The following is a 15,816-nucleotide window of genomic DNA, read 5'->3' as shown; positions in this document are numbered from 1 at the left end:
AAAGCAAACCACCAGCTAGTACGTATAAGATGCTCTATAGGCTTCTTCATGTCATGTTGAAAAATGACAAAGAACTAAAAATTGGACAAGCAAGAAAAATTGGGCTGGAAGAGAATTGCTTTATAAACACATCGAAGCGGCATCGGGTTTAGTCGATAAATTCTGCCATCTCAAAAAACAGAATAACTTAATGCACTATGTGAAGAAGAGTCGAGCGAAGTTTATTGGGGGCGCTAATGAACAAATCAAAGATAGAATATGTCGAAAAAAACTTAGGATTCGTATTTGAAGGGGAATTTCAATCAACAATAGAAAAAGGTCATCTTTGATGAAGATGAAGTTAATGAATGGGTCAGCATGGCTTACTTGTTTTTGCAATCTTATGCAGAGGCCGCGCTTGAGATCGAAAACAATTATGATGCGTTTTCTTTGATTCAATCTTTATACATTGAAGCTAAAATCAATTTGGCAATGGGATTTTCAATAGAGGAATTAGATCTTGAAGACGTTTTTGATGGACATCCTTTCGATATCAAACAGTACCGTCCTTTAGTAGAGCAGGCATATCAATTAATAAAAACAAATGGAATTAACATACACACTCTTCCATTTGTTTAGTTGACAACTTCACACTGCGCTAATGGACGAAAGGAATAAATTAATAATGGAAATGATTCACTACTCCCAAGAGGGTTCAAGGCTTACCTTAAGGGGAGGGCTTGAATCTGAGGCATGCGAAGAAATAAAAAAGGGAACCTATAGAGTCTTGCATTTAAAGACTGGGTCATGGCCTGATTTAAGCGTTTTACGAGGTCTAAGCCTTGAAGGGTTGATTATAAGTAGTGACGATATAGATTGGGATTCCCTTTATCAGTTGAAAGGACTAAAAAGGCTAGAACTCAGGGTGCCATTTAAGCACGCGGTAGATTTTTACAAATTTCCCCAGCTTGAGTTTGTCAAACTAATATGGAGTAAGTGTTATAACGAAGGTTCCTTCTACCTTGAACATTTAGAAGTTTTGATTATAGAAGGCCACAAAGGTGCAGATATTTCTGAGTTTCCTTGCCTGAATAATTTAAAATATGTCGAGTTCATACGTTGTGCTTTTAACTCGATGGATGGTATTGATAGATTTGCAAATCTGAAGGGGATTTATCTGTACTCTCTTCCAAAATTGCTTGATATCTCAGCATTTACACGACTACACCAATTGAAGTCGTTGGAAATCGACTGCTGTAAACGTATAGGTAATTTTGAGGCAATAGGTGCTATCACTCACCTCTCTTACCTCATGCTCACTGGTGGTGGGGTAATTTCTTCTCTTGATTTTATAAAAAAACTAAAACAGTTAGCTTATTTGGCATTTGGCAATGGTACTAAGGTCGAAACTAATGATTTAACCCCTCTATATAAAGTGAAGAGTTTGAAGAGATGCCGTTTTCATAATTCACGTGGGTACAACCTCAAGCAGAAAGATGTTGAAATGGAATTAATTAAACGTCATGGAAAACTTTATGAACCAGAGGAACTCATGTGGGATCAGCCCAGAATGCGTTGTTGAACTATTATGCCAGATATTAAAATATTGAGCGTATTTGATTTTAAAGTCGGTAGGGCGTGTTGATCTTTTGTGACTGATTTTTGAGCAGCATGGTAAAGGGTTACAATTTGCTTCGCCAAAAGTAAAAAAGGAACCCAATACCATGCCTAGAACAATGTTAACCGACGCACGCTGGAAACTGCTATTTAATACGATGAAAAGCACTGGTCGGGTTTACGATAAACCTGAGCACCGTATGACCTTTGAAGGGATCCTTTACCGAATGAGGACTGGGCTACCATGGCGCGATCTACCCATTGAATTCGGTGATTGGAGTGCTGTTTATCGACGATTTAACCTGTGGTCAAAAAAGGGAATTTTAAGGATTCTTTTCAATAGGTTATCTGAATTTTCTGACTTTGATTGGGTGTTCTTAGACGGCTCCATCGTTAGAGCCCATCAGCACAGCACTGGAGCTGCGACAAAGAGTTCAGAACAGATAGGCAAGAGTCGTGGTGGAAACAGCACAAAGATACATTTGGCTGTAGACAGTGGCGGATTACCCATTTGCTTTGATTTGTCAGAAGGGCAGCGGCACGACATTGTTCATGCAAATAGCTTGGTTGCGCAGTTACCTGAAGTAAATACTGTTATCGCTGATAAGGGCTATGACAGCGAATCTTTCCGTACCTTTATCGAGGAGCAAGGCGGGACATCAGTGATAGCCAAACGCAACTACGGCCAAGATCTAAACAAAGACAGCATGGACTGGTGCTTATACAAGCATCGACATTTAGTCGAAAATGCGTTTGCAAGAATTAAGCATTTTCGAGCAATTTCAACACGATATGACTAGTTAGAAAGGAACTATGCCAGCATGCTGTCGCTGGCATTTATGCTAATGTGGCTGCCAATGCACTGTTGAGCAATATGTGTACAGCAAAGATCAACAGCCCCTAGTAATTGGTTTAAAAAAAGTGGCTGGTACTCGAACCAAAAGGCTCGGCTCAAACTTATTCCAAATCTACGTTATGCCAAAGAGGTAGTCATGACGACAAAGTTGCAACTCAAAAATTGGGCTAAAGATAGGGTAGCCCTCCCATTTTAACCGCACTTAAACGTTGAGCTGAGCTCGGTGCTTTTTGCCTTACGTTGTGTTGTAAGTTTACTAGCTAATTGCAGAGTGAGATGTCACTCTATGCAGCCTTTTGCTTTATTTTTATGCAATGTTTTGCCTCGGAAGTTTCGCTAACAGACTGAGCTATCGTTAGGGTTTATGCAAACTTATGCTTGAAGCAACAAAATTAATACCTTAATCGTATCTTTCCGAAGTGAGACACTCGGTGAGACATTTTGCGTACCTACTCGCCGCATTCTGCCGGTTCAATTCCCTATCTGTTTCAGTCCCGTCATGGGGTTTGGTATGCCCGGTTAGTCGTGCCCAAAGCGCAGCAAGCCGAGCGTGGCTGCCGAGAAGTGAAACGGTCACTTCGAACCCATTGCCGCAAAGAGGCGATAAGGCGCTCTTGGCGAGTGCTGGATGAATTGGCTGACATTGTTCATGGCCGTGAGCCTGAGGCTGTTAGCAGCCCTGTCCGTGGCACTGATGATGTGCCGCAGCCAAGCGCTCCAGCGCAAACCACACCAGACATCAATTTTATGATTTTCAAAGCCCCAACTATCGTAAAGGCGTTGATAAAGCTCTTCATCAGAGAGCTCTCTAACCTCTTCTAGGTCATAGATAACTTGTTCTAAAGCCATGATTTCTATTCAAACAATAAAGGGAAAAAAGCAGCGTTTAAGCTGCCATTAATGTGTGCCAGAACCTTTCACCGTGTCGACCTCAACAATCGCATCCGTAAGCTGAAGTTAGGTTTGTTGGCTATCGCGAAGGCGTTGTTTTAGTTGGTCACATATTGCTGTTAAGTCATTCACCATGCCAACAATTCTTGATTGTTCTTCCAATGCTCAAAGGATAGCTTGGATATGTCTAGTATACTGGGGATATTCAATTTTCATTCTCTGATCTCAACTAAAAAGCTCCATCAATTGGCAGGGCTAAGATAAATAATAAGACCACACTTATTTCTTGCTACAGGCGTAAGTCATTTTACGATCGATAGAAGTTCCAAAGTGCTCTGCTGTAATCGTATTTGTTGACTTGTCCCAAGTAATTGAGCCAAAACCATCCTCAACGATAGTCAGCTTATCTCCGACACTTACAACCCTATCGTTCATAAACATAAACCTGCCAACTTGGGAAGTGTAGTGCTTAGTGTTGAAGTAACCGTCGTGGATGCTTCCAATATGCCCAGCTTCCTCTCTGTGTTGGCTCCCGTCCCCAGCATAAACAGCATCAGAGACTAACACGCACTCAATGCTGTACGGGTTGCTCTTAGAATGGACATAAGCCTCAATAAGTGAATCTAACATTGACGGATCTCTTGTTATGCCATTTTAGGCAGAAAGTTATTTGGTGCAGTCGAACTGCGCATCACAACATTTTAAATTAATACTATCAATAAGCTAGACCCGAATAGTGCATTAGCTCGAAGTCAGTACACTGTGTTAATGCATTGTGATGTGGCCTTCCCATTTTTAACCATATTCAAACATTAATTTGAGCTGAGTTTGATGCTATCTGCTGTGCGTCAATGTTGTAAGTTTACGAGCCACCTACAGCGTGAGAATGCCATTCTATGCAGCCTTTTGCTTTATTTTTATGCAATGTTTTGCTTTAAAGGTTTCGCTAACAGCTTGAACTGTCGTTGTGGCTTATGCAGACTTATGCCTTAAGCAACAAAAATTAATACCTTAATCGTATCTTTCCGAAGTGAGACACTCGGTGAGACATTTTGCGTACCTATTCGCCGCGTTCTGCCGGTTCAATTCCCTATCTGTTTCAGTCCCGTCACGAGGTTTGGTATGCACGGTTAGTCGTGCCCAAAGCGCAGCAAGCCGAGCGTGGCTGCCGTGAAGTGAAACGGTCACTCCGAACCCATTGCCGCAAAGAAGCGATAAGGCGCTCTTGGCGAGTGCTGGATGAACTGGCTGACATTGTTCATGGTCGTGAGCCTGAGGCTGTTAGCAGCCCAATTCGTGGCGCTGATGATGCGCCGCAGTCAAGCGTGCCAACGCCCACCACACCAGCAACCAAGCCCGTTAAAGCCCCCACAGACGACTCGCCGAAGTTGTCGGAAGCCGTTGCCCAGTTCACCGCCGAAAAGCTGCGAGCGAACGCGTGGGGTGAGCATGAGCAGTCCCACAATGAGTTGGTCTTCAAAGAGTTCATCAAGATTGTCGGCGACGTCCGAATCCGCCGCTTTGATGCCAAGTTGGCCATGAAATACAAGCAGCGACTGTTGGATGAGGGGCGATTGTCTATTTCGACCATCAATAAGCGCCTTGGCAGGGTAGGGACGCTGTTCAAATGGGCGATGCCTTACTTCGGCAACGGCAATCCTTTAGCGGGCATGACCATCCGCAATAACACACCGGCCAAGAATCAACGTAAAGCGGTGTCAGACGGCAAAGTACGAGAGATGCTGCATCGAGCCAAACGCGACTATAGCGCCAGTAAAGACGCCTTTAAACGATGGTTGCCGTTCATGGCAGCATACACCGGCGCAAGGCTTGGCGAGCTGTCACAGCTTTATCTGGACGACTTTAAGGTTATCCAAGGGCTGCCGTGCATATTGATTCGTGCCAGCCATCCAGACCAGCGAGTTAAGAACGCCACCAGCGAACGGGTGATACCGATAGCGCAGTCATTGATTGCTGAAGGGTTCTTGCGGTTTGTTGAGCAGCAACGGGCGGCAGGGCATCAGCGACTATTTCCCGAACTGCCCAGTGGTAACCAACGGGGCTATGGCCATAAACCGTCGCTGTGGTTTACCAAATTCAAAGCCAAATTAAATTGGGAGGACTGCCATGTCATTTGGTTTATTTATTTTAAGAAATGGCAAGTTGCAGTATTAAATTGTATGGATTAGCCTTATGACAACTGAACTTGTGAAAATGGTCCATATGAAAATTTTGGAAAACATGTTTATGGTTAATCCCACAAAAACAATGTAGGGAAGTGTTTTCTGAAAATAGATTTAACTTTGACGCAGGAAACTATATCTAATGGGGAAGCGCCAGGTGGAACCACTTTATGATAATGAGCATCAACAGGAATAGAGCAAGCGTCCTCGGCTAATGCTTTTGAATAAGGGGATGCACCTCGTGATAATAGTTGCTCTACCAATTTATCATCATTGTGAGCACATGCAATATGCAATGGTGTAATACCCTTATCATCACATGCATTAACACCAACTCCGAGTTCTAACAACTGAGATACGATCTTATCGGCAATCAGTTCTCCATCCTCATCATAATTTTCACGCTGGTAAGAAGTTGCACAAATCAAAGGACTTTCGCCACTTGAGTTTCTCAGTTCGATGCAAGCTCCATGTTTTACTAACATCAAAATTGCATCAACCACACCTGGGCCATAAGCACCATATGGTCCATTACAAATTTCATGAATTGGGGTATTCTTTTCATTATTTTGTGAATTAGGGTTACATCCTGAGACAAGTACTTGACCAAGCAAATCTATATCTATCCCCTCTTCCGGATTATTGCATATTATGTGCAATAAAGAATTATTCCACTCATCTTTAGCCTGAGAAAAAAATTCAAGCTTTCTCCTAATATGACTGTCTTTAAATCTATAGCCATCAGAATCAGTAGCCGTTATAAAAAAATACTCTAGTCGTGCTTTTAATTCTTCCGAATAAACTTCTTTCAAAATTCCTCCGAATCATATTCGTCGAGTGTTGCTATAACTCAATAAAGTCAAGGTACAACTACGTTCTAATCAATAGCAAGAAAAAATACGAAACAAAAGAAAAACAGCCAACAATCAATATTCTTGAGTGGCATTCAGTTTTTTGCGATAACTCCTGCATTTTAACCGCAGTGAAAAGTAGCGGTCAGGCTGCTTGGGAAAGTGCTGTGGTTTTGTTGAACAAAAGCAGATTGTAAAATGAACTGTGCTCATACCAACGGTTGAATCCCTCTTTCAGGCCGCCCGTGAGCATCTGCATCCACTATTGATGGAATCAACTAAAGAAATTACGCCAAGACGAAGCACAATGTATGTTTAGGCAACAGCGCCAAGTACTGAAGACCCATTTGTGTTATGAGCTTGTTGAGTGGCATTCCATTTTGAATAATTAAGGCGAAAGACTTCATCTTCACGCCTTAATTGTTGGTGCCGATCAAGCTTTTCTGTAAGCATTCACCAAGTAATCAGTTACCAAAGCAATATCTTTAGATAGATTTTGTAGGTCGTTCCACTTACGCTCGATCTTCATACCATCAAGATCTAACCCAAAGTTCCAGGTGCCCCGACTCCAGCAGCACAGCGGGTAGATAGCTCGTAACTCGTCTGCGAACAGCTCGATGGTTGGGATATCGTCCCAACCATCGGTGTAGCCTTTATGGGTTTCATAGATCTCATCCATTAAAGAGCCTAGAGCTATAACACCAACGCCGTGGAGCAAGCGGGAGCGACGTGGAGGCAGTTCCCACTCATCTTTGAATACTTGCTTTACTGCACCCCAAAAGTTGTTGAGCAATGTCACCATCTTAGTTTCGTCGCCCATGCCTGTTTGTGCATCGCGGAAGTGATGAAGCGCACCCTCACGCAAACTGCTGTCAATCATCTTAATGATTGAGTTGTCTGCAATAACACCGCTAGGATTGGTTGCTGTCTTGATCTTACCGTTCAGTGGGCCTTCACCAAAGTTCAATCGTTGGGTCAATAATGATGGAAACTTGCGAGCTTGCAGGTCGGACGGAAGGCGACCTTCAGTGTGTGGCGCTAATTCATGTAGAAGCGTTTTGGGCAGTGGTTTAGTTGAGTTGACAAGCATGAACTGCTCGCGTTGTTCAGCATCATTGTTTGCAATGAAGGCAGAAACAGGCATTACAAATGAGTTGATCTCTGCTTCGCGAAGCGCAGCTGTGCGCTGTTGACCATCAACGATAAAGCCTGGCTTTACAAAATCTTCCGCGTCGTCGCAGGGAATCACAAGATGACCGATGCTGTCTTCAGCATCACCGAACGGTTCGAATCGAACGCGATGGTCAAAAGCAATGATCACTGGATTAGGGATCATTGGGTTGTCGCTTTCGATGTATCGCTGGATCTCACGGATATGGTTTTGTACCTCTGGGCGTTGATAGCCAATGAGGTTTTCATTACCGCGCTTGATTCGCGAGATTGATGCAATCTCGGTGATCTGCTTACCTTCAATCGCCAAACTGAAAAGTTGACGTTTTGGGCCTTGCTTAATACGCAAAGCCGGAACTCGGATTTCTGACATGAATAAACCTATATTGCCTCACCGTGTTACAGGGTGAGGGTGTGTTGCAATTTCTTGTAAAGCACCTGGATATTGTGAAAACCACGGCGGCGATTACGTTCGGCACCGCGGAAGATGATCACGTTAATGCCAATGCTCTGGCAGACTTCGCAATCGCACTTTTCCCAAGGGCGATCACTCAAGGTGCGCATATAACTAGCACGGATCTTACCCGCTTTGTCTTCGCCTGCATGTAGAGTTTCGTACTCCATGAGTACGTTTAATGTACTTTCAAGCTCAATCTCGCGGTTGTCGTAGGCTCGCAGTGCCTTTAACGTCAGGCGCTCAAGAATGCGAGCTCTGTCCTGATCGACTTCACCGGATTTGATCTTGCGACTCAGGGTTAAATTCCCGTCAGATTGCGGGACGCGGATGGCGACATAAGCGTCACCATCAACCACGTGGTAGTTGTTCTTTTTGTCCTTGAACGCCTGTGCCAATGGCGTGGTTGAGTCGATACTGGTGACGCCAAGCCGAATAAAGTCGTTAAAACTCTCAGGGCGGGCGATCCCCAAAAGGTGGACTTGAGTATCCGTTTTTAGGTGGGGTTTTATCTCCGCAAGCGTTTCTAATATCTGAGGGGTTTTTAACGGAACCATACCCCCCATGGTAATGCGTTTGTAACCCATCTTGAGCAGTGCCTGTACTGACTCGGCATAGGTTTCCTTATTCCAACCGTGGGCTACGCCAAAAGGTTGAAAATGCGCGTCTTTAGAAGCTATTAAGAATTTTTCTGCAAGCTCTAACGTTAGTTGCTGACGGCGACAGCATTCGTCGAGGTCAGCACCAGTGATTATCTTTTTGGGTGTGTCATAGCCAAATACAATGTGGTCAAGAGAAACCCCATAATCGAACTGACTATCTTCGTAAAAATCGATAATCTCATCAATGCGATACGGAGGATTTTCGTGGTGAACATATGTAAATGCACCACAGTCACCCATCGAAAGCATCTGTTCTGGCAAACGGAAGAATCGCTTCATTTTAGCGCGGTAAAAACGCAGACGTTGGGCACGAGTGTATTTACTTTCACCGTTTCCTAAGCCGTCAACTACTGCCTTTGAAACCAGCATCCCATCGTAAGGGAAGGGGAAGTCCCGCTTAAAGACTTCATGAGGGTAGAGATCATCGCGTTGGCGCACTCTGTGCTCGTTACGAGTTTCCTTTAGAAAATCGAAACTTGGATCGACAAAGTCCTGACTGTCCGGGAAAAAATAGTTCAGCTTTGACAAGGTGCTCTCCCAAGGGCTTCTGAAGTGTAAAACTGGCGGTGAAAAAAAAGTGCTGTAGGCTACCACAGAGCACCTCAATCATCTAATTTCGCGCAGCGGCAACCTTGGTAAAAATCGCTTTGAAGCGCTTTTCTTCAAAACTGTTTCCACTGTCCCTGAAGTGTCTTAGGGCAGGTGTGGGCTTCAACGTCGGATTCTGTGCGAGTGCTTCCTTCAGATACTGCTCGACGTACTCTGGAGTGCGTCGTATACGATTCTCTTGATGATTTTCAGTAGTTCCTTCTATCGTTCTCAGGAGTTCCTGTTTGATTTTTTCAACAGGTATTGACCCGCTTTGTTCCCGCCACTGAAGCACGCGCTTTGCCAAGTTGATATTGAGGGTCAGCATGTTCGCTTCTAGTGCTTTGGCCATAGTGGCTTTGCTTCTGAGGATGTACGTATCCAGATCTCGGTATTGTCGCGTCCCGGAGGTGATAATCACGAGTTGGCGAGTTGGATTGGGCAGGACGTGAATGGCATTCAATACATCATCGTTAATCGCAGAAATATAGTCATTGGATCCTGCGATGATGAAGTTGTCGTCAGGGTGCGTTGAGAACAAGTCAAAGAAGCCAAAGCGGCTCTCTTGACACAGAAGGTGCCACCACTGCTGATACGCGTCTGCCCGTCTCTGTCCCATATTCGGAATTGTGTCGGGGGAATGAAGTGAAAAAGTAGCTTGGTAGTCAGGGATTAGTTGTTGACTATAGATGAGCCCCAGACCTGCTGACATGACCCAAAGTTCCACTCCCTCCTGTTGGCCACAGGACAACGCTGTCTGCCAGTGAGCCCCCATGTAGCGTTTGTGTGCCGGCATCTTATCATCTTGCGACAAAGAATTAACTTTGTTTAACCAATCTTTCGCTAGAGACTCTAAAGAGTCCACGTGCCGTCTCTCATTCAGGCACAGTCGTTGCTGTCCAGGTTGCTTGCTGTTGGTGCAGGTTGTGATTAGGTGGGTTCGGGTCACGACATTGGTCCAAATCTGAAACGGAGCGTCTGCCAGTGTAAAGCAAAAGTCAGAGAGCAGCCACTGTTCGTTGCCGCTCTGGTCTGGGTATACTTGGACAATAATTTTTAAGGCTCAATCATTTCACATGGAAGTTAAGGCTACAGATTTACCAGAGTTTATTCCCGGTCAGTTAGTTCGTTCCGATTTGTTTTCTGGAGTAGGTAAATTCCACGGTACTGATGAAAGCGGCCTTGCGATAGTTAACTTTTTTGAATCACCAGCAGCGCCACGTGCGCGGGAACAGCACTTAAAGCTGGAACACTTGCAAGTGTCAGTTCTTAGTGAAAAAGCTTTAGTTTTTTGCTTCGATGAGATAACACAGATTTGGCGTCAAGGTGAGTACCTCAGCGCCATTCCTGGCGATATGCATCGCGTGTATTTCAAGAAAGACGAATACGCAGATTTACCTTTGACAGAGATCTACGTCCTAAATGCCGAAGAGCGAGAATTGTCGCCGGTCGAATTTTTGGCTGCACGCAGCAATAACGCCCCTTTCTTCTATCCGCTGCGACGCGAATTTCAGCGCAGTTACATTGAACAGCGTTGCGCCGTAAATTCGATTAAGTCACTCAGCAGCAGTGGCATCGAACTTGAAGCCCATCAATTGGCCGTGGTGCGAAGGGTGCTAACTGATCGAAACAAGCGCTACTTGTTGGCCGACGAGGTAGGGTTAGGTAAAACCATCGAAGCGGCGGTGATTAGCCGTGAGCATTTGCTGGAATATGGCAATCATGCGCGGATTTTGATTGCTGTACCCGAAGGTATGGTCGGTCAATGGCAACATGAACTGTCCACCCGTTTTCAGATGGAACCATTTATCAATCTTGAACTTGAGGACGCCGGTGATCCCGCCTCGCAGGTTCAGGTATGTGTCCATCAGCAATTAACCGAGTTTGCCGCCGAATGCCAACCAACCATGGTGGTGATAGACGAAGCGCACCAAGTGGCGCCCTGGGCTTGGGATCCAGAGCGACAATCGCAGTTCTACGACATTGCCAGTTGTTGCCGCGACGCCGACTGGGCGCTGCTGCTTTCTGGTACCCCGTTGCACGGTAACGAAAACAACTTTTTGGCGATGCTGCATTGCCTCAATCCACAAGGGTACGAGTTGAGCCAGCAAGGCGTCGATCGGTTCAGCCAATTGGTGCAGCAACGTGAACTGCTCAGTGGCCTGTTTAGCGCTATTACCCCGACCTCAGACAACGTCAGCTTAACCGATACCATTGATACCTTAGAGCAGACCCTAAGTGGCGATGCCGAGTTGTTAGCGCTTATTGAGCAGGTACGACCGCATATCGACTGGCTTAGTAGCGGAGAGGGGGAAGTGCGCGAGCAGGCGATCAATGCACTGCGGGATTTCGTTGGCGAGAACTATCGTTTACAGCATCGGATGTTGCGAAATCGCCGCGACAACAAAGGGATCGAACTGCTGTTCCCTGGTCTCGCTGGAGCCAAGCAGAGCCAGTGGAGTGTCGGCCCAGTTTCCACTGAGTACTTGTTTGAGTCTTACCGCGCCTCTGCGATCGAGACGCCAGATCAGTATCCAGTTTGGCACCTAATTGGCCTCGATGCTTGGCTTGAGGCCGCAGTTGCCAGCCCGATGAGTTTAGCCATGCTCGCCCGAGACTCCCTTGACATTCACGACCAGCAACTCGCAGAGTCGGAGCGAGAGTTACTGAACGAATTGTATCAGGTTGGCCGTCAAGAGCAGCGAAGCATGGATGATGCCTTGACGCACGAACTGCAACAGTGGTTAGACGATGGCGATGGCAAGGCTGTGGTGTTCTGTGACAGTAGCATAGAGGCGGATCGGATTGCGGTTAAGTTGCAGATAAAGCTTGGGCATAGTGTTACTCGTCACAACCCGGATGAGCCAGTCGACCCATTGCCTAGCCATACTCGGGTGTTGGTGTGCGATCGTCGCGGCGAAGATGGCTTGAATATGCATGGTGGCAGTCGTTTGGCGGTGCACTATAGCTTGCCGTTGGATTGCGGTCGCATCGAGCAACGACTGGGGCGATTCAACCGCTACAGCGGCAACCTACCGTTGGTTAAGCCTGTGGAAAGCTTGGTGCTGGTGCCGGAGCACAATGGTTTGCGTCGCGCGTGGATGGCGTTGCTGGACAATGGTCTGCGGATTTTTAACCGCACCACCGCCTCTTATCAGCACGCTCTAGCAGGCTATTTTGATGGGTTCTGGCGCCGCTATGGTGAGCAAGGTATCACGGTTCTTGACCACGCCATTACTGAACTGGAAGGCAGTGATGGATTGCTAGAAAAAGAGCGGATTAAGGTTTCAAACCAAGAACAGTTGCTGGCGATGGAAGCAGACGTCGCCAAGGCGTTTGGGTTCAGTCAGCAAATGCGGGCGGCGGACGAGAAGGCGGAAGAAGAGTTTAAAGCGATCCAAAACTGGATTAAGCAAGCACTTCACTTTCAGAGTCGAAGAGAAAAAGATGGGGTGAGGTTTAGCTTTGAGATCGGTGGTCGTGGCCCCAAAACCGCAGTGGATATTGATACGCTGCTGCAACGATGCATCGTAGGCTTTGATGGTGACGCTGGCTATCCGCCATCTACACACATCATGACGCCGTCTCGCACCATCAGCGGTCGGGAGGAAAACATCTACCCGCTGCGCTACGGTCAACCCTTTGTGGATCAGATCTGGCAGATGATGCAGCATGATCCTCGTGGCCTTAGTTGCGCCTTTTTGCGTTTTGTTAACATCCCATTGTCAGAGCCTAAACCTTTCTTTAGGTTGGATTATTTCCGTAATGTTGAGCGCTACAAAGACTACAACCAGCAGCGCCAGCAAGACGAGTCGCGGTCACCACAGTTTTTCTCGGTGTGGGTCGATCAAAATGGCAATGCGGTTGATCCACAACTGATCGTTTGGCTGGAAAAACCCTACAGCAAAAGTAGTGGCAGTGCTTACCAAGATCTGAATTTGCGCCCGGAGGTGTGGCAACAAATGACCGCCTACTTCCCGCAAGATCACTGGCAGCGTTTGGTCACGAACGTGACGACCAAGATTACCGACGAACAACAGGGCCTCCTCAGCCATGGTGAATCAATTCGCGTCATCGGCATGCAGGCGGTGATCCTATGCAGCAAATCAGAGGGGTAACGCAAAGTGTCGATTCAAACCCAATGGGACCAGTTTCAGACTGAAGTATTCGGACGCTTGCACCATGGGGGGCAATCTCAGTTGGAACAACATGTTCCCCTTTGGCAGCGTTTACTTATCCTGATAGATGCCAACGCTTCGGGCTGCGATATCCTGGCGGGGTATCGCGATGCCTTGGCAAGCGCGACGGTTCTTGGTATCGACAGCGTAAGTTTGCCTGCGCTTCATCCATTTGCATTTGAGTTGCTGGCTAGGTTTGGTTTACAGCAACAGCCTGCGTCGATGGAGATTTGCCTAGCGGAGTTGATTGAGCCGGGCCTCACTGCAGTATTTCAGCATCAATTGCGCCGTAAAGTGTTGCAGGTACCGTTCGATGCCACCTTACAGCGACGCTTAAACGCGCCAGAGTATCAACACTACAATGGCACTGGTCAGGCAACGGCAGTGCGGGCAGTTCTTAAAGCGCCGATCGATGCGGCGTTGTTGGTCAATCTACCAACAGGTTGCGGTAAAACACTACTTATCGATGCCCAGGTTGCGATCACCCCAAAGGATCAATTGGTTGTGGTGATCGTTCCGACGGTGGCGCTGGCCTTGGACCAAGCTGAGCGCATGCGAGCAACCCTTGCTAAGATGGGCGAAGATCATGGTGGAGATTACGCGTGGCATTCGGATCTGTCTGCTGATGCCAAAGAAGGGATCAGACAACGCCTCATACAGGGTCAACAGCGAGTCCTATTTTCCTCGCCAGAAGCAGCTACTTCGAGCCTAACGGTGCGTCTGTTCGAATTAGCCCAGCAACAGCGACTTGCAGCAATGGTGATTGACGAAGCCCATATCTTGGCCCATTGGGGGGCTGAGTTCCGTCCCGAGTTTCAGTTGATGCCAGCGCTGTTGCAGGCTCTGCAAAACAGCAGTACCAAACCGATTCGACATATTTTAATGTCGGCGACGCTGACTCAAGCCACGATCGATCTGCTTCAGACCTTATTGCCAACCAAGCAACCGGTGATCGAGGTGAATGGCAGTTTTCTGCGGCCCGAGATCGACTACGTGATTGAACAGGCCGACAGTCAACGGCAGCATCAAACTCGAGTCAGCCAACTACTGAAGCAATTGCCACGACCGTTGATCCTCTACACCACCAAGGTTGAAGATGCGAACCAGTGGTTTGAACATCTACGACAGCTAGGCTTTGAGCGCATTGGCTTGTTTACTGGTAAGACCAATAAGAGCGAGCGCTTGCGTTTGATGGATGACTGGCGCAAAAACCGTTGCGATCTGATGGTGGCCACCTCCGCCTTCGGGGTGGGTATCGATAAGTCCGACGTGCGCTCGGTGGTTCACGCCGCCATTCCTGAAAACCTCGACCGTTATTATCAAGAGTGCGGCCGTGGTGGCCGCGATGGTCATGCTTGTCGTGCTCATCTAGTGTACTACTTTGAGCAAATGAATGCGGCCAAGGCCCTCAGCAGCAAGCGCCGTATCGGCCGAGAGAAAGGTTTTGCCCGTTGGCTGGCAATGTTCCAACGAGGGAAACCCAGCGACGTGGCGGAGATCGCGGTATCGATCGACACGGTTCCGCCCCACGGCACCAGCAGCAATGAATCCAACACCGACTGGAACTGGCGTACCCTGTTGTTAATGCAGCGCTCTGGCTTGCTGACCATCCGCTTTGCCCAACCGCACACACCAGAGCGGCAGCCTGGGGAAGACGATATTCACTACAACGTTCGGATTGAACATTATTATGCTCAGTATTTCCGTACTGTACATGTGGATCTTAACTCCGGCCACAGCAACGAGAGCGAGTGGTGGGCTAGGATTTCGCCGCAACGGGATGAAGAGAAGCGTGCGGATCGTGATGACTTTAAGGCGATGGCGGCGGCCATCAATACCCCGGATTTTTCGATGTGCCGCTTGTTGCAGCGCCACTACCAGACCTCAACTGGGCTACCGCAGCGCAGTTGTGGTGGTTGCCCAGGTTGTCGCGCCAGCGGTCGGATTTCGAGAAAACGGCAACTGGGCCAGCATGTCTGGTGCAGTTACCGCAATAGTGGCGGCACAGCGCTAGCGTTGCACTATCCGCAACATAGCGATCTGCGGGGCCTGTTGCACACCCTACGACCACGGTTGCATGCTTGGTTGAGCAGCGGTGAGGTGCAAGCAATCCGCACCGACAGAGAAACCCAAGCGGTGCTGCAAAAGCTTTTTCAAAGCAGTGGCTTGGTTTGGATCGATCTCGATCTCGATGCCTCTAACCCCCATTGGAATGAACTGGTGCTGTTGTCACCGAGCGCCGAAACCATGATTCGACCCGATCCCCTTGGGCCCAATACCATCTTAATTGCGCCGGCAGAGTTGGCTGACCTCGATTCTCCCTATCGAACTTGGGCGGAACACCATCAACATGCTATGCCGTTAGATCAATTTTTGAAGCGATAACC

Annotated in this window: 11 protein-coding genes and 1 pseudogene; 7 read left to right on the top strand and 5 right to left on the bottom strand. The window is 47.4% G+C overall.

Translation table 11 applies throughout. From position 1 onward, the window contains the following. Positions 1 to 357: 357 nt before the first annotated feature. From G506_RS0107215 to G506_RS21310, 4 genes and pseudogenes are all read left to right on the top strand, one after another. Positions 358 to 618, top strand: a complete 261-nt coding sequence (locus G506_RS0107215) for a hypothetical protein (RefSeq protein WP_028116274.1) — start codon at positions 358 to 360, stop codon at positions 616 to 618. Positions 619 to 664: 46 nt separating this feature from the next. Beyond that, a complete protein-coding gene (locus G506_RS0107210) occupies positions 665 to 1,561 on the top strand; it encodes a leucine-rich repeat domain-containing protein (protein WP_156904835.1) in 897 nt (298 codons plus the stop codon). A gap of 142 nt (positions 1,562 to 1,703) precedes the next feature. Then, positions 1,704 to 2,465 (top strand): annotated as a pseudogene (locus tag G506_RS19145) (IS5 family transposase). Between the two features lie 512 nt (positions 2,466 to 2,977). Further along, entirely contained in the window at positions 2,978 to 3,274 is a 297-nt protein-coding gene (locus G506_RS21310) for a DUF6538 domain-containing protein (protein WP_420806078.1), read from the top strand. 348 nt (positions 3,275 to 3,622) lie between these two features. Here G506_RS21310 and G506_RS0107195 read toward each other — a convergent pair whose 3' ends face one another. Next, the gene (locus G506_RS0107195; RefSeq protein WP_028116271.1) at positions 3,623 to 3,973 is read right to left on the bottom strand and encodes a hypothetical protein; all 351 of its coding nucleotides are present in this window, start codon (positions 3,971 to 3,973) and stop codon (positions 3,623 to 3,625) included. A 422-nt stretch (positions 3,974 to 4,395) separates the two neighbouring features. Here G506_RS0107195 and G506_RS0107190 point away from each other — a divergent pair, with 422 nt between their 5' ends. Beyond that, the gene (locus G506_RS0107190; protein ID WP_156904834.1) at positions 4,396 to 5,532 is read left to right on the top strand and encodes a DUF6538 domain-containing protein; all 1,137 of its coding nucleotides are present in this window, start codon (positions 4,396 to 4,398) and stop codon (positions 5,530 to 5,532) included. Between the two features lie 62 nt (positions 5,533 to 5,594). Here the strand turns inward: G506_RS0107190 and G506_RS20900 are convergent, their stop codons facing one another. From G506_RS20900 to G506_RS0107170, 4 genes are all read right to left on the bottom strand, one after another. Further along, positions 5,595 to 6,338, bottom strand: coding sequence for an ankyrin repeat domain-containing protein (locus G506_RS20900; RefSeq protein ID WP_156904833.1), 744 nt, complete (start codon positions 6,336 to 6,338; stop codon positions 5,595 to 5,597). 472 nt (positions 6,339 to 6,810) lie between these two features. Further along, positions 6,811 to 7,920 carry a DGQHR domain-containing protein DpdB gene (dbpB, locus tag G506_RS0107180; protein WP_028116269.1) on the bottom strand — a complete coding sequence of 370 codons (1,110 nt, stop codon included), beginning with the start codon at positions 7,918 to 7,920 and terminating at the stop codon, positions 6,811 to 6,813. Between the two features lie 26 nt (positions 7,921 to 7,946). Further along, positions 7,947 to 9,191, bottom strand: coding sequence for a tRNA-guanine transglycosylase DpdA (gene dpdA / locus G506_RS0107175; RefSeq protein WP_028116268.1), 1,245 nt, complete (start codon positions 9,189 to 9,191; stop codon positions 7,947 to 7,949). Between the two features lie 82 nt (positions 9,192 to 9,273). Further along, a complete protein-coding gene (locus G506_RS0107170) occupies positions 9,274 to 10,116 on the bottom strand; it encodes a hypothetical protein (RefSeq protein WP_156904832.1) in 843 nt (280 codons plus the stop codon). Between the two features lie 211 nt (positions 10,117 to 10,327). Between G506_RS0107170 and dpdE the strand changes: the two genes are divergently transcribed. Further along, positions 10,328 to 13,369 carry a protein DpdE gene (gene dpdE / locus G506_RS0107165; RefSeq protein ID WP_051201974.1) on the top strand — a complete coding sequence of 1,014 codons (3,042 nt, stop codon included), beginning with the start codon at positions 10,328 to 10,330 and terminating at the stop codon, positions 13,367 to 13,369. A gap of 6 nt (positions 13,370 to 13,375) precedes the next feature. Further along, positions 13,376 to 15,814: a protein DpdF gene (gene dpdF, locus G506_RS19140; RefSeq protein WP_156904831.1), complete on the top strand. Its 2,439-nt coding sequence runs from the start codon at positions 13,376 to 13,378 to the stop codon at positions 15,812 to 15,814. The last annotated feature ends 2 nt before the right edge of the window (positions 15,815 to 15,816 follow it).

It is taken from the genome of Ferrimonas senticii DSM 18821 (genome assembly GCF_000422665.1).
Classification (GTDB): Bacteria; Pseudomonadota; Gammaproteobacteria; order Enterobacterales; family Shewanellaceae; genus Ferrimonas; species Ferrimonas senticii.
This window is presented reverse-complemented; position numbering and strand designations above follow the sequence as displayed.